The organism is Flavobacterium sp. SM2513, assembly GCF_050908145.1.
Classification (GTDB): Bacteria; Bacteroidota; Bacteroidia; order Flavobacteriales; family Flavobacteriaceae; genus Flavobacterium.
In genome coordinates this window covers 2,890,327-2,910,015 of sequence record NZ_CP194228.1, presented here as the reverse complement: position 1 = coordinate 2,910,015, position 19,689 = coordinate 2,890,327, and the positions used below count along the sequence as shown (strand labels likewise).

Annotated in this window: 13 protein-coding genes; 7 read left to right on the top strand and 6 right to left on the bottom strand. The window is 37.4% G+C overall.

The window, feature by feature from the left end:
- Positions 1-4 precede the first annotated feature (4 nt).
- Together ACQ5J2_RS12335 and ACQ5J2_RS12330 are read left to right on the top strand one after the other, a co-directional pair.
- Positions 5-2,293, top strand: a complete 2,289-nt coding sequence (locus ACQ5J2_RS12335; RefSeq protein WP_432670771.1) for a TonB-dependent receptor — start codon at positions 5-7, stop codon at positions 2,291-2,293.
- A gap of 193 nt (positions 2,294-2,486) precedes the next feature.
- Positions 2,487-3,224 carry a cupin domain-containing protein gene (locus ACQ5J2_RS12330; protein ID WP_432670770.1) on the top strand — a complete coding sequence of 246 codons (738 nt, stop codon included), beginning with the start codon at positions 2,487-2,489 and terminating at the stop codon, positions 3,222-3,224.
- A 207-nt stretch (positions 3,225-3,431) separates the two neighbouring features.
- Here ACQ5J2_RS12330 and ACQ5J2_RS12325 read toward each other — a convergent pair whose 3' ends face one another.
- The 4 genes from ACQ5J2_RS12325 to ACQ5J2_RS12310 are packed head-to-tail and all read right to left on the bottom strand — an operon-like array spanning position 3,432 to position 7,358.
- Positions 3,432-4,592 carry a metal ABC transporter permease gene (locus ACQ5J2_RS12325; protein WP_432670769.1) on the bottom strand — a complete coding sequence of 387 codons (1,161 nt, stop codon included), beginning with the start codon at positions 4,590-4,592 and terminating at the stop codon, positions 3,432-3,434.
- Complete coding sequence (locus ACQ5J2_RS12320; RefSeq protein ID WP_432670768.1) at positions 4,585-5,709, bottom strand: metal ABC transporter permease; 1,125 nt, start codon at positions 5,707-5,709, stop codon at positions 4,585-4,587. Before ACQ5J2_RS12320 ends, ACQ5J2_RS12325 begins: the two co-directional genes overlap by 8 nt.
- A 3-nt stretch (positions 5,710-5,712) precedes the next feature.
- Entirely contained in the window at positions 5,713-6,447 is a 735-nt protein-coding gene (locus ACQ5J2_RS12315; RefSeq protein ID WP_432670767.1) for a metal ABC transporter ATP-binding protein, read from the bottom strand.
- Entirely contained in the window at positions 6,447-7,358 is a 912-nt protein-coding gene (locus tag ACQ5J2_RS12310; protein ID WP_432670766.1) for a metal ABC transporter solute-binding protein, Zn/Mn family, read from the bottom strand. The genes ACQ5J2_RS12315 and ACQ5J2_RS12310 overlap by 1 nt, the downstream gene beginning before the upstream one ends.
- A gap of 267 nt (positions 7,359-7,625) precedes the next feature.
- On the opposite strand from ACQ5J2_RS12310, the gene ACQ5J2_RS12305 reads away from it, so the two are divergent.
- From ACQ5J2_RS12305 to ACQ5J2_RS12285, 5 genes are all read left to right on the top strand, one after another.
- Positions 7,626-7,952, top strand: coding sequence for a DUF6660 family protein (locus ACQ5J2_RS12305; RefSeq protein ID WP_432670765.1), 327 nt, complete (start codon positions 7,626-7,628; stop codon positions 7,950-7,952).
- 94 nt (positions 7,953-8,046) lie between these two features.
- Positions 8,047-12,390, top strand: coding sequence for a CusA/CzcA family heavy metal efflux RND transporter (locus ACQ5J2_RS12300; RefSeq protein WP_432670764.1), 4,344 nt, complete (start codon positions 8,047-8,049; stop codon positions 12,388-12,390).
- A gap of 2 nt (positions 12,391-12,392) precedes the next feature.
- Positions 12,393-13,586, top strand: coding sequence for an efflux RND transporter periplasmic adaptor subunit (locus tag ACQ5J2_RS12295; RefSeq protein WP_432670763.1), 1,194 nt, complete (start codon positions 12,393-12,395; stop codon positions 13,584-13,586).
- Positions 13,587-13,614: 28 nt separating this feature from the next.
- On the top strand, positions 13,615-13,899 hold the full coding sequence (locus tag ACQ5J2_RS12290; protein WP_432670762.1) for a heavy metal-binding domain-containing protein: 285 nt from the start codon (positions 13,615-13,617) through the stop codon (positions 13,897-13,899).
- A 55-nt stretch (positions 13,900-13,954) separates the two neighbouring features.
- On the top strand, positions 13,955-15,925 hold the full coding sequence (locus ACQ5J2_RS12285) for a heavy metal translocating P-type ATPase (RefSeq protein ID WP_432670761.1): 1,971 nt from the start codon (positions 13,955-13,957) through the stop codon (positions 15,923-15,925).
- On the opposite strand, the gene ACQ5J2_RS12280 is transcribed toward ACQ5J2_RS12285, so the two are convergent.
- Positions 15,908-18,346: a TonB-dependent receptor domain-containing protein gene (locus tag ACQ5J2_RS12280; protein ID WP_432670760.1), complete on the bottom strand. Its 2,439-nt coding sequence runs from the start codon at positions 18,344-18,346 to the stop codon at positions 15,908-15,910. The two genes, ACQ5J2_RS12285 and ACQ5J2_RS12280, sit on opposite strands and share 18 nt — an antisense overlap.
- Positions 18,324-19,688 carry an HTTM domain-containing protein gene (locus ACQ5J2_RS12275; RefSeq protein WP_432670759.1) on the bottom strand — a complete coding sequence of 455 codons (1,365 nt, stop codon included), beginning with the start codon at positions 19,686-19,688 and terminating at the stop codon, positions 18,324-18,326. Before ACQ5J2_RS12275 ends, ACQ5J2_RS12280 begins: the two co-directional genes overlap by 23 nt.
- Position 19,689 lies beyond the last annotated feature (1 nt).

Here is a 19,689-nt window from a genome sequence, read left to right as displayed (position 1 = left end):
ACTTTTGAAAATACAACTTTTATCCTACCTTTTACTGCTTTGCTGTGGAACGCTATTTGCACAACAAAAACAATTTAAAGTGCTACATGCCACCACTAAAAAACCAGTATCAAACGCTCATGTTTATAAAGATCTTGTTTTAATAGCAGTAACTGCTAAGAACGGTACCTTCATTTTAAATCAAGAAGCACTGTCAGGAACGTATAACGTGCAGGCTTTCGGGTTTGAAACGATTTCATTTGAGGTGGACAAGAACAGCTTAATACAACTCATTTACATCGCTCCTGCACCTGAAGTATTGTCTGAGGTAATTGTACAAAGCGCATTGAACCCCATTATTTTACAAAAAGAAGCAACTGCTATAAATATAGTAAACTCCGATGATTTTAGCAGAACGGATGGCACAAATGTTTTAGAAAGTTTTAATAACGTACCCGGCATTTATGTCAATCAAGGTGCTTTAAATACCAACAAAATCAATATTAGGGGAATTGGTGCGCGTTCGCAATACAGCACGAATCGCATTCAGGCGTATTTTGACGGAATTCCCTTGACTTCTGCCGAAGGAGAACTTACATTGGATGACTTTGACCAAGAAACCATAGAGGAAATAGAAATCACTAAAGGTCCCACTTCTAGTAGATATGGTGCAGGTTTGGGAGGTGCCATTCATTTATATTCAAAAAAAAATGTAAGTGAAGGAACTCAGGCAGAATTAAGCACTCAATTAGGTAGTTTCAATACGCAAAAGCATGTGGCAATCGCTTCGTATAGTACTGCGAAATCATCTATCAATGCTGCTTTTACGAGGCTGACGAGTGATGGTTATCGTGAAAATGGGAGCTATACTAGAAGATCCGCTTTAGTAAGTGGCAACTTTGAGGCAGGGAAAACAGGAAAAATAAGTTATCTGGCCAATTTGACACGTCTTAAAGCCTTTATTCCAAGCTCGATAAATGCCACTGATTTCATGAATAATCCGGAGGCAGCTGCATTTACATGGAAAAAAGCACAAGGCTATGAATCGTACGACCGAGGTCTTTTAGGCGCTTCTTATTCAAATAAAATTATTGAAAATTTTACTAATAGTACCAGTGTTTTTGTCAGTTTTAGGGACGCTTATGAACCACGTCCTTTTGATATATTGAAAGAAAATACAACGTCTATAGGTGCTCGAACTCTTTTTAATTTAACTACTGATATTTTGAAAGTGCCTAGCGACGCTAGTTTCGGTGCTGGATATTATAAAGAATATTACAGTACAGCAACCTATGAAAATTTATACGAAGAAGTTCCCAATCAAGGTAGCCTACAAGGCGTAGGATTGAGTAATAATGAACAAGACAGAAGTTATGCCAATTTTTTTGGACAAATTCATTTGCATTTTACTAAAAAATGGAATTTTGAAGTAGGTTTTAATGTCAACACCACTCGTTACAGCTTGACCGATTTATTTGACGGCGATGAAGTAAATCAAACGGGAAATTATCGTTTTGAAACGGTTTTTTCGCCAAGAATCGGCACCAGTTATCAGATTGCAACAGGAAAAAATGTGTATGTATCGGTGAGCCAAGGATTTTCTACACCAACAGTTGCAGAGACACTGACTCCTGAAGGACAAATAAATACGGACTTGAAGCCAGAGATGGGCATCAATTACGAAATCGGTTTTAAGGGAAATTGGCTACGTAATACGTTATATACAGAATTATCGGTCTATTCTATTCAGATTGACAATCTTCTAGTGGCGCAACGTACCGCCGAAGATCAGTACATAGGAATAAATGCAGGAAAAACAAACCACAATGGTATTGAGTTCTTGAGCAGTTATCATTTTCGCACTGCGAATGGGATTTCAATCAAACCCTATTTAAGTACTGCATTTAACTTCTTCGAATTTGAAGCATTTACCACAAATGACAAAGACTTTTCTGGAAATAAGTTACCGGGTGTCCCTGAATACACCATGAATCTGGGCGTTGACGTAGTAAGTGAAAGTTGTGCTGCATTTTGGGTTACTTTCCGAAGCGTGGGAAGAATTCCTTTAGACGACGCTAATTCCCTTTATAGTGAGAACTATCAATTGGTCAACTTAAAAGCAAGCTACCCTATCACCCTACTTGATAATTTAAAATTGACTATTTATGGCGGTATCAATAATGTTTTTGATGAAAAGTATGCCTCTAGTATCCTAACAAATGCGGTGGGCTTTGGAGGTCAATTACCAAGGTATTATTATCCCGGAAACCCTAGAAATTATTACGGTGGATTACAGGTCCATTATATTTTTTAGTGTTTACTTCCTAATGTTATGGGTTTTCTCTTTTAAGTCATATAACTTTTTTTAAAAACCGTATAAGAAATAGAAGACCAAGAATTGCTTTATTTAATTCATTTATTGTCTCGAAAAGTTTTACGCGATATTGAATCGAAATGAAGTAGTGTAGCTCTTCTAGTTTTCCAATATAATTCCGTATCTTTAAAGAATGAACACAACACCTCTCAAAGAAAGCTTCGGTACCCTATCAGAAACCATAAATGGATTAACGGCTATAGGCTATATTCATGACTTCAACGTGCATGAAGAATGCATTGTATGCCGTCAGACGAATGACACTTTATCGCCAGACGATTTTCAGATTGACAAAGTTTACCGTTTTGAAGGAATTTCAGATCCAGATGATCAATCGATATTGTATGCGATTTCGTCGCCAAAATTTGGTTTAAAAGGAACTTTAGTGGACGGCTACGGACTTTCTTCAAATGAAGCTACGATTAAGTTGATTGCCCGTTTAGAAACTAACACGCATACAAAACCACTGACTACTGAAAATGTAAAGGTGGACGAATCAACGCCTCGACAAAAAGAAACTCAGGAGGTGCATCCGCCGTTAGTAACGCTAAATTTGCAAAAACACATTTCCCAATTAAAAAAAGGAAAGAACTGGACGGAAGGCGACCGAAATGCAGCTGTTATTTTCAAGTCGGAAACCATGCAAATTATGTTACTGGGTTTTCACTCGGGAGCTGAATTGAAATCGCACAAAGCCAATGGTATTATCAGTGTTCAAGTAATTCAAGGAAAAATAAAATTTAGCACTGAACAAGAAAGTGCCGTTTTAGAACAAGGTGAAATGATTACTTTGCAACCTAATATTACGCATCGTGTCTTGTCCATGACAGAAAGTTTTTTCTTACTTACACTGGCTATAAATACCAAATAAAGTAGAAAGAAGTTTGTCTGTATATATTTAAATAACGAATATTTTGTAATGAAGTATTCGTTATTTTTTGCATCTACCTCAAAGTTAAGTGGTTCACTAGGGCGAACTGAAGTCTCATCGAAGCTTTGATGTAGGTAGATAGAGCAGAAAGCATCACCAAAAAATGCCGTAATAATTCTGGGTTTTATTCAAGAACGTGGAATTACTTTAGCCTCTAAAGAGGAAGAAATCGTCTTTCATATCTTCAATTAACCCGTCTTCATTGGTCAAAATATAATCAATCGCTTGGGTAGTAAATGCATCCCCTTTTTCAGTTAGCGAGACTACTTGGTTAGAAATACTAATCATGTTGTTTTTAAGTGCTAGTTGAAGCACCGTATTGCTGCGTACCTTTTGCCAATTGATGTGTTCGTTCAGGTGTTTTACATGACGTTCTTCAACCTCTTTGTGGTTTTTAAGGTGAAGTAAAAAAGTAATCAAGAATACCTCAATACGTTGCTGTTTCTCCCGATACAAAACGGCTATTAGTCCTTTACTTGGTGCAAATAAATAAACCATTAAAAACACGATTCCTAACATTGTAGCAATACTTCCTGCAATTGACGCGTCTAAACTATGTGCCAACCAATAGCCCGAAATAGCGCTAAAAACTCCAAATGTACACGCAAGTGCAATCATCTTTTTTAAGTCGTTTGTCAGTAAATAAGCTGAAGCGGCTGGTGCAATCATTAAAGCGACTACGAGAATCGCACCTACAGCATCAAAAGCACCTACAGTGGTTACTGAGGCTACACTCATCAAACCATAATGTAAAATTGCGGGAGAAAAGCCTAAGGAAGTTGCCAATCCCGCATCAAAAGTGCTTAATTTTAATTCTTTGAAAAAAGCAAATAAAAGCAATAATGTAATCAATAAGATACAACCGATTACCATTAGAGCTTTAGGTCCCATGTCTGTATCACCAAAATAAACCCTGTCGAACGGTGTGAATGCTAATTCGCCTAATAGTACCGCGTCAATATCAAGATGTACATCGTTAGCGAATTTGGCAATCATAATTACACCAATACTAAAAAGCGCTGGAAATACTAAGCCGATAGCCGTATCTTCTTTTACCAATTTAGTTTGTTGGATTTTCTCTACCAAAACAACCGTCAAAACCCCTGTTAATGCGGCAAAGAGAATAAGCCAAGGTGAGTTTAAGTTCTGCGTAATAAAAAAACCTACCACAATTCCTGGCAAAATAGAATGACTAATAGCATCACTTATCATGGCCATCTTTCGAAGGACCAAAAATGTACCAGGAATAGCACAAGCTATAGCTACTAAACTTGCGATGAGTTGGATTTCAAATTGAGCACTAGTCATCTTTTAGGTTTTGATTGTACAAATTGTTAGCGGCTGTAAAACCTTCGGGAGTCAGGCTCCACATATCACCTTGTACGGTTACATAGTTTTTGTCAACCAACTTTTGGAGTCCTTTACGGCTGTAGCCCTGGAAGTTATTTAGTATTTTAACCACGTGTGGATGTGAAATATCCTCGTGGTCTTGAACGATGTTGTGCATGAATGCCAATGTTTTCTGCAACTCTAAATCATTGCGGTTTCGAAGCAAACGCAGTTGGCGAAACAAAATGCCGCGACTTGGAGAGAATATAAAAGAAAAAAGCACGAATACCGAAGCCACCAACACAATTACGGGTCCTGTAGATAAATTGTTTTGAGTTGAACTAATAGCTGTACCAAAAACACCTGCAAATGCGCCAATAATTGCTGAGAGAAATACCATTAATCCCAAACTATTGGTCCACTGTCGTGCAGCTGCAGCAGGAGCTAAAAGCATCGCACTCATTAAGACCACTCCTACGGTTTGAAGTCCCATAACAATGGCAAGTACGATAAAGCTTGTTATTAATATATCGATGAACTTAGTATTGAATCCGAGAGTTTGGGCATACTCTTTATCAAAAAGTAAGATTTTAAACTCTTTCCAAAATAGTAATAGGACACCCAAGCACAATGCAGTAACAATAGTCATCAACCATACATCACTTTCCACTAAAGTGGCGGCTTGACCAAACAAATATTTATCTAAACCTGCTTGATTGGCATTGGGTTGTTTTTGAATAAATGTGAGTAGCAACATTCCAAATCCGAAGAAAAGAGACAGTATAAGACCCAAAGCCGTATCTGATTTTAAATGCGTTTTCGTAATAATACCTCTAATCCAAAAGGTTCCGATAAGTCCGCTAATTAAAGCTCCTATCAATAATACATTAGTATCTTTTGAACCTGTAAGTAGGAAGGCTAAGGCAATTCCGGGCAATGCTGCATGAGAAATAGCATCACCTAGTAAACTTTGTTTGCGCAAAACAGCAAAACTACCTAACATACCGGTAACTGCACCAAGCACAGCTGTTCCCAATGTGATGGTTCGCAAGGTATAATCGCTAGAAAGTAATTTTATGTAATCAAATACGTCCATAAATTATTTCTGAATGCTTACTTTGTAATTGATTCCGTAGGTTTTGGTCAAATTATCGTCGTTGAAAATATCTTTAACAGGTCCGGTCGCTATTTTTTTTACGTTCAAAAAGGTTACCCAATCAAAATATTCGGGTACAGTTTGCAAATCATGGTGCACCACTACAACGGTCTTCCCGGCCTTACGTAACTCCTTTAATATGTTGATTATGGCGACTTCTGTAGTAGCATCCACGCCTTGAAATGGTTCGTCCATAAAGTAGATAGAAGCGTCTTGAACTAAAGCACGGGCTAAGAAAATACGCTGTTGTTGCCCTCCTGATAACTGACTAATTTGCCTTCCTTGAAAGGAAAGCATACCTACTTTTTCAAGAGCTTCTAGTGCGAGTTTCTTTTCTTTAAGTCCAGGACGTTTGATCCATCCCAAGCTACCGTAAGTTCCCATCATAACTACATCCAAAGCCGTAGTAGGAAAATCCCAGTCGACACTTCCTTTTTGGGGTACATAAGCTACCTTTTTTCGCTGTGAATCATAGGGCTTGCCAAAGATAGTAACGCTACCGGCAATGGGTTTGAGAATGCCTAAGATGGCTTTAATTAACGTAGACTTTCCAGCACCATTTGGTCCAACAATAGCCATCAACACCCCTTCAGGAATCTGTAAATCAATGTCCCAAAGAACAGGCTTGTAATTATAAGCTACAGTTAAATCATCCACTTTTACGGCTATCTTTTCCATTATTTTAAAGAGGTTACAATGGTGTGAACATTAAACTTGAACATTCCGATGTAGGTACCTTCGGGAGTTCCAGGATTACCCAAGGCATCTGAGAACAACGTCCCGCCAATAACTACTTCGTGGTTTTTAGAATTTACAGCAGCCTTTAAAGCCTCCACAGTACGTTTAGGAACAGAACTTTCAATAAAAACGGCTTTCACTTTGTGTTCAATAATATAAGCGGCAGTTTTCTGTACATCTTGGACACCAGCTTCAGTAGCTGTTGATAAACCTTGTAAACCTACCACGTCAAATTTGAATTCTTTACCAAAATAACTGAATGCATCGTGAGCCGTTACTAAACGACGTTGATTTTCGGGAAGCGTGGCAATTTCAGTATTAAGTTCTTCTTTTAAAGTCTTCAGTTTCTGTAAATAGTTGTCGGCATTTGCTTTAAAAACAGCTACATGTTCCGGCATTGCTTTTGAAAGTTCTTCAGCAACATAAACTGTTATAAGTTCCCAATTAGTTACGTTAAACCAAATGTGCGGGTCATAATTGGAAGCAAAATGGGTTGAACCTATCAAATCTTTTTTGTCCAATGCGTCAGATATAGCTACCGTATTGATGTTTTGACGTTGCATATTTTCAAAAACTTCCACTAACTTGCCTTCTAAGTGCAGACCGTTATAAATAATCATGTCGGCATTAGAAAGCTTGGAAACATCGCCCTCACTTGCTTTATATAAGTGTGGGTCCACTCCAGCACCCATAAGTCCTTCTACATTTACCATCTCGCCACCAATGTTTTGAACCAAATCTGTAATCATAGAGGTGGTAGTTACAATGCGAAACTTGCCATTCTTAGGCTTTTCATCTTTACAGCTAACAAATGCAGTGAACAATAAGAGAATTAGTACTAATTTTTTCATTACTCTAAATATTTTTTGCGAAGTTACTAAAAAAACATTCTTTTATTAACGGCTTACCGCACTAATTTGCTGTTAATATATTGTACAGCATTCGACGTCAAGCTTTTTATGTCTTTCTGCTAAAATCTAAGTATCATCATTAACTTGCTTTGAAAAACCAATTTATTCTCAAATTGAAGCTGCAATATCTCCTTAAGTTTGAAGTATAAGAATAAAATAAAGGAATTAATACTTCCTGTTTTATAATAAATTTCCTATCATTGTAACATGAAATGGAAACAGTTTCTATTAGCTTTGTATATCATTATGGTATCGTTTTATCCTTGTACGGACTCGGATGCAACTTTTACCACTTCAAATGCTGTAGAAATTGCACATAACCACGACGGGCATTCTCACGATGAGGAAAGACATGCCTGTCCCCCATTTTGTGTCTGTAATTGTTGTGGGGTTCAAATGTTGAACTACGCTGTAACCGTTACTATTGATTTTCCCATCCCCTTTCAATCCATACCTTTAAAGGAATCCTTCTACGTTTCTAATTTAAGCGACAGCTATTCTGGTAGCATTTGGCAACCGCCCCAACTCGTATAATGAACTAAAACAACCTTTTTTTGAGCAGAAACTTTGTGCTTTCTGAACCAAATGAGGTACTTTACTTTTGTTTTACTTTTCTTATACTTTCTAAATGTTAGATAAAATCATTCATTTTAGCATCAATAATAAGTTTATTATTGGACTATTTACAGTAGCATTAATCCTCGTGGGTAGTTATTCTGCTATCAACTTGCCCATAGATGCCTTGCCTGATATTACCAATAATCAGGTGCAAATTATTACCAGCTCTCCTACACTTGCAACGCAAGAAATTGAACAATTCATTACGTATCCAATTGAACAATCGCTCAAAACAATTCCAAAAACTGTGGAACTCCGTTCTGTAAGTAAATTTGGATTAAGTGTTATTACGCTTGTTTTTGAAGAAAACGTAGATATTTATTGGGCTCGAACCCAAGTCGCCGAACGTTTGTTAGAAGCTCAAAATTCGATTCCACCTGACTTAGGTACACCTGAAATGGCTCCCGTTTCTACAGGTTTGGGTGAAATATACCAATACATCATTCACCCCAAAAAAGGTTTTGAAAAGGAATTTGACCCTACAGAATTACGAACCATTCAGGATTGGATAATCAAACCCCAACTGATGGGAATCAAAGGAATTGCAGAAGTAAATACTCTTGGCGGTCATTTGAAACAGTACGAAATTGCCATTCAACCCAACCGATTGAACAGCATGAATACGTCGGTGACGGAGATATTTGAGGCGCTTTCGCAAAATAACGAAAATACAGGTGGCGCTTATATTGACAAAAAACCATACGCTTACTTCATACGTGGAATTGGAATGGTCAAGAGTATTAGTGATATTGAAAAAATAGTAGTAAAATCGAATAATGGGATTCCGATACTTATTCGTGACGTAGCCAAAGTACAAATAGGAAGCAGTACGCGTTATGGTGCTGTAACGAAAGACGGCGAAGGCGAAGATGTTTCTGGAATGGTCATGATGCTCAAGGGTGAAAATGGTGGCGAAGTAACAAAACGCGTCAAGGAGAAAATGGAGCAAATCAAGAAATCTCTACCGGAAGGTGTTGCAATAACGGCCTTTCTAGACCGGTCTATGCTAGTAGACCGAACCATTAGTACGGTTGAAAAAAACCTAATTGAAGGCGCTTTAATCGTAGTTTTCGTATTGGTTTTATTATTAGGAAACTGGCGTGCGGGATTGGTAGTTGCATCCGTGATTCCGTTGTCGTTGTTATTTGCGATTTCGATGATGAAACTTTTTGGCGTAAGCGGAAACTTAATGAGTCTTGGTGCAATAGACTTCGGGTTAATTGTGGATGGTGCGATTATTATTGTGGAAGCCATCATCCACCGACTTAAATTGGGCAAGAAAACAAATCTATCTGCTTCCGAAATGAATGAGGAAGTCTATCAAGGTGCTTCAAAAATTAGAACAAGTGCCGCTTTTGGTGAAATTATTATCTTAATTGTGTATTTACCAATTCTCGCCTTAGTAGGGATTGAAGGAAAAATGTTCGGACCAATGGCACAAACCGTTTCCTTTGCAATTCTAGGTGCATTCCTGTTGTCACTTACCTACGTCCCAATGATGACTTCAGTGGTTTTAAGCAAAACCATCGACCGAAAACGGAATTTTAGTGATAAAATCATTGATAAATTGAACAGTTTTTACCAACCTATTTTAGACAAAGCTTTAGAAATTAAAGGATTAATTATTGCAATTTCTTTTGGGTTGTTTGCGATTTCTCTACTATTTTTTTCAAATTTGGGAGGAGAATTTATACCAAATTTAGACGAAGGAGATATTGCAACTCATATTATTATTGCTTCGGGAAGTTCACTATCACAAGAAATTGAAACGACCACAAAAGCAGAAAAGTTGTTGAAAGCTAAATTTCCTGAGATAAAGATGATTGTATCAAAAATTGGTTCGTCTGAGATTCCAACCGACCCGATGCCAATGGAAGCGGCAGATATGATGATTATTTTGAAAGATAAAAGCGAATGGACTTCGGCAAAAACCAAAGAAGAACTTACCGCTAAAATGGAGAAAACGCTTCAAGACCTTCCTGGAGTTACCACCGAATTTTCGCAACCCATACAAATGCGTTTCAACGAATTGATGACGGGTGTACGAAGTGATGTCGCCATAAAGATTTTTGGCGACGATATTGACTTGCTTGTAAATAAAGGCGAAGAAGTTCTCAAGAAAATTAGCGGTGTTGCTGGAGTTACTGATGCTGAACTGGAACGTGTGGCGGGTTTACCCCAAATTACGATTAGATACAATTCGAATAAAATGGCAGCTTACGGATTAAAAGTAAGCGAGTTGAACCGCGTGATAAAAATGGGCTTTGCTGGCGAAAAAGCAGGCGTGGTTTATGAAGGAGAACGGCGCTTTGATTTGGTGGTTCGATTAGAAAATTCAAGCCGACAAGATTTGAACAATTTAGAACAGTTGTTTATTTCATTGCCTTCTGGAAATCAAATTCCACTAATTCAAGTGGCCGATATTAAAATGGAAAACGGACCGATGCAAATTTCAAGAGAGGAAGGAAAACGCCGAATTGTTGTTGGATTTAACGTCAGAGACAGCGATGTACAAACAGTTGTTGAGGAAATTCAAGCCAAATTAGATAAAGAATTAGAACTACCTGACGGATACTATGTAACCTATGGTGGTCAATTTGAAAATTTAATTCAAGCAAGTAATCGTTTACTGGTTGCGGTACCGATGGCGTTGGGATTAATATTAATTTTATTGTATTTTACCTTTAATTCTATCAGACAATCGTTATTGATTTTTACGGCAATTCCACTTTCAGCTATTGGCGGTATCTTCGCTTTGTGGCTAAGAGACATGCCGTTTAGTATTTCAGCTGGAGTCGGGTTTATTGCTTTATTTGGTGTTGCTGTATTGAATGGAATTGTTTTGATTGGCTATTTAAACCAATTAAAAGCAGAAGGAGTTACGGATTTAGTTACGCGAATCAAGATGGGAACCAAAACGCGTTTACGTCCTATTATTATAACGGCTGCGGTAGCTTCACTCGGATTTTTACCAATGGCATTAAGTACTTCTGCAGGAGCTGAAGTGCAAAAACCATTAGCAACGGTAGTAATTGGTGGTTTATTAACGGCGACACTTTTGACATTAATCGTTTTGCCAATTTTATATTATTATTTAGAAACCGGCTTTAAAAAATCATTCAAAATGAATCGAACTGCTACTGCCCTACTGATTTTTATTTCTGCAACGACTTTTACACAAGCTCAAGAAAGTCAAAGTTTAACGCTAGAACAAGCAATTGAATTGGGATTGAAAAACAACCTGCAAATCCAGTCGGCAAGTTTACAAACACAAAAAACAGAAGTCTTGACAAAATCGGGATGGGAACTCCCAAAAATGGAGTTTAATGGAACGTTTGGACAACTGAATTCTACAAACAATGATAAAAACTTCGAGGTGAGTCAGGCTTTTAATCTCTTTGAAATTGGCGCTAGAAAAAAAGTCCTGAATTTGAATAATGCCGTTAGTCAAATTGATTTGGCGAAAGCCAAACAAAATTTGGTGTTCTCTATTCGACAATCTTGGAACAGTTTATTGTTTTACCAATCCCAAACAAAAGTGCTTAATGAACAAAATGAGATTCTGTTGAAATTTACGAATGCGGCAACCGTTCGATACAATACTGGTGAAACGAATGCGTTGGAAAAAAATATTGCAGTAGTTAAACAAATGGAATTGGAACAACAAATCAAGAAAAATAAGGCTTTGGTGGAAATTGAGAAAAGCAAATTAGCCCAGTTGATGCAAAGTGACGAATACTTTTCAACAGCTGAAAAAGAATTAGTCGTATTGTCTTTTGACCCTTCGAAAGCTTCAGTCAATGAAAATTTGAATATTCGCAATTCGGAAGCTCAAATTAATTTGGCAAAAGCCAACCACAAATTACAGAAAGCCTTTTTATACCCTGAGTTTTCAGTGGGTTACTTCATGCAATCGAATACCGGTTCAGAAGTGGCAGACAATCCGGGAACGTTCCACAATTCTGATTTGAACTTTAGTGGCTTTTCTGTGGGAATTGCCGTACCTGTTTTTGCAGGAAGCTCGATTTCAAAAGCGAAAGCGGCGAAAATTCAAACAGAAGTTGAAGAGAAAAATAATTCTTTTATGTTGAGTCAAATTCAAGCCAGTTTTGACCAAGAAACGAAGCAAATTGCAACTGCAAAATCTTTGATGGAATACTACAAAACGGTGGCATTGCCAAACGCGAAAGAAATCAATTTGAACGCCGATTTGAGTTATAAAAATGGAGCAATATCCTATATCGAATATGTGAACAGCATTGAAACCGCCTTTAAAATTCGTTTGAACGCCAACGAATCTGTTTATAAATACAATCAAAATGTAATTAATCTACATTATTTAACCAATCAATAAAAATGAAAAAGTCAACTTTATATATAAGTATTCTGATTGTAATTGTAGTAGGACTACTTATTTACATTCAATTGAATAACAACCATGAAGAAGTTCATGACCACCTGGAAGCTCAGGAAGAAAGTCATACCGATGCCGATGAAGTACACTTAAATCAAGCACAATTTGAAGCGGCTGGAATTGAGTTAGGTACTTTTTCAAAAAAGAATTTGAACGAAGTGGTTTCCTCTAACGGTTATACCAAACTTCCACCGCAAAATCAGGCCGATGTTTCGGTACATTCAAGCGGAATAGTCAAAAATATTTTTGTGGAAGAAGGCGATAAAGTACGAAAAGGGCAAGTATTAGCTACTATGGAAAGTCCCGAGTTTGCAAAATTAAAAGAAGCCTACTTGCTTTCTAAAAGCAATTTAGCTTTTTTAAAGCTAGATTATGAACGCCAGAAAACCTTGAACGAACAGGCGGTAAATGCTAAGAAAACGTATGAAAAAGCAAAGTCAGACTATGAAATGGAACAAGCAAGATATGCTTCTTTAAAAAGACAATTGGCTTTGCTCAACATTAATTTATCTGAAAATGCATCTGCAACTGTCCCTGTTTTGGCGCCAATTAGTGGTTATGTTACCGAAATACATATTCGTATTGGAAGTGCTATTTCAGCGGGAACTTCAATGCTTAATATTGTCGATAATTCTAAGTTACACGTGGATTTGTTGGTATACGAAAAGGATTTATATAAAATAAAAAAAGGACAGAAAGTGCGTTTCATCTTGACGAATCAAAACCAAAATGAAGTAGAGGGAACAATCTTTAATATTGGAAAAGCATTTGAAAACGACACCAAAGCCGTTGCTGTTCATGCAGAAATTGATAATAAAAACGAACAATTAATTTCAGGAATGTACGTTAATGCGTTAATTGACCTTGGTGCGAATGCTCTTTTTGCATTACCTTTAGATGCCGTTGTAAAAGCGGACGGTAAATCGTTTATCTTTATTTTAGAAAAAAATGATTCAAGTGATGCCGAAATGCATTTTAAAAGAATTGAAGTCAAAGAAGGTGCTTCGCAACTCGGTTTCGTAAAAATTGATTTATTACAAAAGATAGATAAAGACGCAAAAATTGCCCTAGACGGTGCTTATTACATTCAAAGCCATTTGACAAAAAGTCAAGGTGGTGGCGGTCATGCTCATTAAATTTAATAACTTTAAACAATAAAAACGTATGAAAAAAACACTTTTACTTATCGCATTTGCGGTAGCGACACTTTCCGTGACGTCGTGTAAGTCAGAACCGAAAACAGAAACAATGACGGAAACAACAACAGAAACTACCACTGCTACCGCAGAAGTAACGTATGCTTGTCCAATGGATTGTGAAAAGGGAAAAACCTACACTGAAATGGGGAAATGTCCTGTTTGCGAAATGGATTTAGTAGCTTCTAATGAAGCTGACGCTCATGAAGCTGACGGACACGACCACGACAATCACGAAGGTCATAACCACTAAAAACTAACTCCCCTACTCATTGATTTGGTAGGGGATTTTTTAACTTTACTATGCTATGAAAAACTCGCATTCTGACTGCTGCACTACATCTACTGATGAGAAAAGTCACAACAACGAACATTCACACGACCACGAAATAAATACTGAAAACAAACTAGCACTTTTTGGACCAGCTTTAGGTTCCATAGCACTTTTAATTGTCGGTTTAGTTTTGGATTATGTGCTAAAACCGGTTTGGTTTACAGAAATGCCACGCCTAATTTTATACAGTTTTGCATACATTCCGGTAGGTTTTCCAGTAGTAAAAGAAGCTGTGGAGAGTATCAGAAAAGGCGATGTGTTTTCAGAATTTTTCCTGATGACGATTGCTACTCTAGGTGCTTTTGCGATTGGAGAATTTCCAGAAGGAGTTGCCGTAATGTTGTTTTATACCGTTGGTGAAGTTTTTCAAGGAATTGCCGTAACCCGTGCTAAAGCAAATATCAAATCGTTATTGGACCAACGTCCTGATAAAGTTACAATTGTGGATACCCAAAACCGAATTTCGCTTGTAAAAGCAGAAGAAGTGGCTATAGGTCAAATTATGCAGCTCAAACCGGGAGAGAAAGTAGCGTTAGACGGTATTTTACTTTCAGAGAAATCTACATTCAATACTTCTGCATTGACGGGTGAAAGCGTGCCGGATTCAAAAGTAAAAACAGAAACAGTTTTGGCGGGAATGATTAATTTAAATTCCGTTTCGCACATTGAAGTAACAACAAAATTCTCGGATAGTAAATTATCAAAAATTCTTATGATGGTTCAAGATGCTACGTCAAGAAAAGCGCCTACAGAATTATTCATAACCAAATTTGCTAAAATCTATACTCCTATTGTAGTTGCTTTAGCAGTTTTGATTACTGTGGTTCCTGTCTTATTTGTTGAAAATTATGTATTCAGCGATTGGTTGTATCGAGCGTTGGTTTTCTTGGTTATTTCTTGTCCGTGTGCTTTGGTAATCAGTATTCCACTGGGTTATTTTGGTGGAATTGGTGCTGCAAGTAAAAACGGAATTTTATTTAAGGGTAGTAATTTCTTGGATTTAATTGCGCAAGTCAATCACGTGGTGATGGACAAAACAGGCACCATGACCGAAGGCGTTTTTAAAGTACAAGAAGTAAATTTTAATGCAAAATTTGACGCAAAGGAGATACTGCAGCTGCTGAATGTTTTAGAAAGTCAAAGTTCACACCCAATTGCAACAGCCATTCACGAATACGTTGGTAGCATTAATCCAGAAATTCAGTTTTCAAAAGTGGAAGAAATTCCAGGAATGGGATTGAAAGGAAGTACTTTAAACGGCGATTTATTAGTTGGAAATTTCAAATTAATGGATGCTTTTTCCATTAAACATCAGGTAAATGTTGAAGCGATTGTGTATACTACAATTGCTATTGCTTACAAAAATGAATTTGTGGGTTACCTTACAATTTCCGATTCTATCAAGTCGGAAGCTCAGTCGACCATTGATGCTCTTAAAAGTTTAAATGTAAAAACTACAATGCTAAGTGGCGATAAGAATGCCGTTGTTCAAGAAGTGGCTAAAACTTTAGGAATTACAAATGCTTTTGGCGATTTGCTACCTGAGGATAAAGTCACTCATTTGACTCAAATTAAACACAAAGACAAGATTGTCGCATTCGTTGGAGATGGCGTCAATGACGCACCCGTTGTGGCTTTAAGCGACATCGGAATTGCGATGGGAGGTTTGGGTAGCGATGCTACAATCGAAACCGCTGACGTCGTGATTCAAGACGACAATCCCAGTAAAATTCCCGTTGCAATCAATATCGGCCGACAAACAAAAAAGATTGTGTGGCAAAATATTACGATGGCTTTCGTCGTGAAAGGTATGGTACTCATTCTTGGAGCTGGCGGTTTAGCTACGATGTGGGAAGCTGTTTTTGCTGATGTTGGTGTGGCGTTGTTGGCTATTTTAAACGCAATTCGGATACAAAAAATGGATTTTCTAAAACGTAAATTCTAAGGTAGTATAAAAGGTTCTCGTTTCAGATGGAATAATTCCGGGACCTGGATAACCTGTTGCACGACGTGTAAAATAATTATTGTTTGTAAAATTCGTAACACCCGCTTCTAATTTGAACATTTTCCACTTATAAGAAGCAGAGAAATCGGCAACATAATACGACGGGATTTCGCCAAAAATACCATACTCGTTGTCAGTCGTTTCAACTGTTTTGTTACTTGCGTCCGTAAATTGCGATGTTACATAGGTCAGTTGCAAACTAGTCATAAAGTTCCTATATCCGACAGAAGTTCCTGTTTTAAAATTTATAAGCGGTACAAATTCTACTTCATTTCCTTCAATATTTGATACATCCGATGTTAAGTACTCAGAACCTGTAAGTGCTGAATTGGTGAAAACATTCCAAGAAAATTGCTCGTTTTCAGCGAAAAATGTTTTACTTAAATTCCAATCAACCATAGCCTCAAATCCGTATGTTAAGGCGGTTCCAATATTATCACGTAATCTTACTGGTGCTGCACTTCCGTCAGGATTTAGGGCATCATACTCCCCTATTTTATCATTGTAAAACAATCCGAATACACTAGCGTCAAAACTTACTTTGTCTGTAATCTGACCCCGAATTCCAATATCAGACGTATAGCCTTTTTCATCGGTAATATTTTCGGCTATCACTTGACCTGTTGCAACGGTTCTAATGTCGTTAAAAGTAACCGACCGGTAGTTTTGCGATACATTTCCGTACAACTCCAATCTATTTTTGAGTTTATAGCTTAAGCCCACTCCTAACAAAAGAAAATCACGTTCTTTCACATTGTTTTCGTCAACTCTTTCATCTAAAATCACATTTCCAGCAAAATCCAAGTTGATTCTTCGGAAATATCCCTCGGCTTGCGTTCTGATTTTTTCATAACGAAAACCCGGTGTAATTGAGAATTTGGAGGAAACTCTGAAAATATTTTCACCAAAAAGAGATACGTTTAAGTTGGGGTATTCATAATTAGATTGACTGGCATAAGAAGGAAATTCTGCAGTAGCCAATGAAAAATCGGGTCCGTTTCCTGAGCTTCCAGGTCCCTGAAGGCCAGCATTTTTGGACTGGTAATATTTGACACCAATTAAAAAGGCATTATTTGTTCCAAGGAAATCATGCTTTTGCAGAAAACGCGCTTCTGCACCCCAATTGACAAAATCTCCAATGACCAAATCACGAACCGTCCCTTCAAAGTCTGGACTGGACACGCGATTACTGCGGTAACCCACCGCTTTCCGACTCGCATCTAAACCAAATAACTGCAACGAGAAATCAGCATTTTCAGATACTTTGTGTTTCAGTCGTAACGCATATAAATTCCAATTTACGGCAAACCAATTTCGATCACGGTTACTTTGATTGGGGTCGTCGTTAAACATAAAATCGGACAAACCACCTGCCTGCTTGGCTACATAGTCGAAATGTGTATAATCAAAGTGCAACGACGTTTTTTCGTTAAACTGATAGTTCAAATTAACAAAATAGCTTTTACTGTTGAATTCTGAATTTGGGCGAAAGCCATCTCCTTGTTTGAAATTAAAAAAGGTATAATAACTGAACTTCCCTTTTGTACCACTCAACGAAGTAAAATTGGTATACAAATTATAAGAACCAACTGTATTTCGCGTAGTAATCTCCATTTCTTTCTTAGAAGGTGACTTGATTTTAAAGTTAACCAAACCACCAAATTGCGTTCCATATTGCAAAGACGCCGCTCCACGAACAATCTGAATTTCCTCTAAAGCTTCCGTTGGCGTTGCATAATAACTTTCAGGATAGCCCAAAACATCGGCACTGATGTCGTACCCATTTTGCCTGGTGTTGAAATTAGACGTACGATTGGGATTCAAACCTCGACCACCAATGCTCAATTGTAAGCCTCCATCAGAACCTTCATTGATGGTTAATCCTACCACTTGACCAAAAATCTGACGGGCATTATTTACCGCTTTATTGGCTGTTAATTTCGAAACGGCAATGACTTCCGTCTTTTTTCCTGCGTAAATAGCAGTTTCTTCTACATCTCTTAATTTATTTACATTAAACAATTTACCACGCTCATTCTGAATAACTACTTCAGACAGATTGGTTATGGTTTCTAATATAAATATTTTGTTGTTTTCATCCATAGCAATGGTTGCTTCCAACAATTGGAAGCCATCTTTGTACAACACAATTTGATGGGTAGTACCTTCCTTTATTTCGAAAGTGAAAACACCGTTTTCATCCGAAACTGTTTTAGCAGACGTTGTAGTATTGTACACTTCCACTCCCGAAATTGTCGAGTTGTTTGCCTTTTGAACAACGCCAGAAATACTGGTTTGTCCAAAAAATGTGGCTGTAAAAAACAGTAGAAACAGTGAACTAAAATCCTTTAATCGTGTCATTGAATGGCAAAATCCAGTTCTTGTGCTGAAATGTATCATTTTCTTGTGCTAAATTTATTGTGGGGTCAATATAACGCTGACTTAAACGGCCGTTTAAAGCTACATAGCTGTCAACGGTTACGATCGGGTTATTGATTCCTTTTTCTTGATAATAATTATGTAAATAATGAGCATATTGGATGATGAAATCCGGTTGAAATGCCATTTGTTTTTCTTGAAATCGCGTCAGAAATTGGCTGTTATCAACGTGAATGGTCTTTTTAGTTACTGCATCTGTTACTTTAAATTCGGTGTAACCCGCTTTTTCCATCAGCATCACCCGCCATGAAAAGCGGAAGCCTTCTTCTGTCCAAAATAACTCGTTTGGATACGCTAAATAACGGAATGGAAATGCCAATTGCAGTAGTAAAAACGAACTCAAAAACACCAATTTCGTCTGATATACTTTCGTAAAAGTGGCGATTTTGGTTTTGTTATTTTCCCAAATAGGCTGGTGCTTCTTGAAATTTTTAAAGAAAAACAAAACCCTTTGGTGGAAACTCGCATCGAAGAAAATGAGTGTACTAATAATCATCACATACGGAAAAACACCTATTGGAAATAATATTCTCGTTAACACGTGAAAAACAACTACAAAGAGAAAACCAAGTAACCGCGTCTGTTTGTAAAGTAAAAGAAACACAATTCCCAAATCGTAAATCATACCAAACCAACTAAAAGCATAGGCTACCCAAGTTTCTTTTAGTAACGGGCCAATTAGCGGTAAGTCGGCATTGGAGGGAAGCCAAATACGCAACGGCATCGCTTCTAGCAACCAATCAGAATTTATTTTTGCTAAACCTGCATAAAAATACACAACAGCCAACATGATTTTCAATATATCAATGTTCCATCGGGGTATTTTGGCGAAAGCCAAATCTTTATTCTTGTACGAATCGACAGAAAAATAAGCATTGGCAGGTAAGAAAATCAGTACAAAACTCACCAGTGAAATAAAGTAATAATGATTGAGATAATAGGTTTTGTCCATCAACTCAATATAAGTAAAGGCCAAGAAAAAGGTAATGGCGGAAATACGGTATTTAAAGCCAATAGCCACAAAAAAAGCTGCAATTCCTGCAATTAAATACAACCCATACGTATAAACACCCAACGGCTGAACCCATTCAAATCCGTAATACGAGAAGTGAAAATCAGGCTGAATGTAGAACTTATCAATCCATCCGTAAGCCACGAAACGTATCAAACTCATAAGCATCATTAAACCAAACGCTAGCCTAAAAAAGGCTAGCGTCGCGGTTGATGTATAGGTAGTAAAATATCTTGTTACGTTTTGATACATA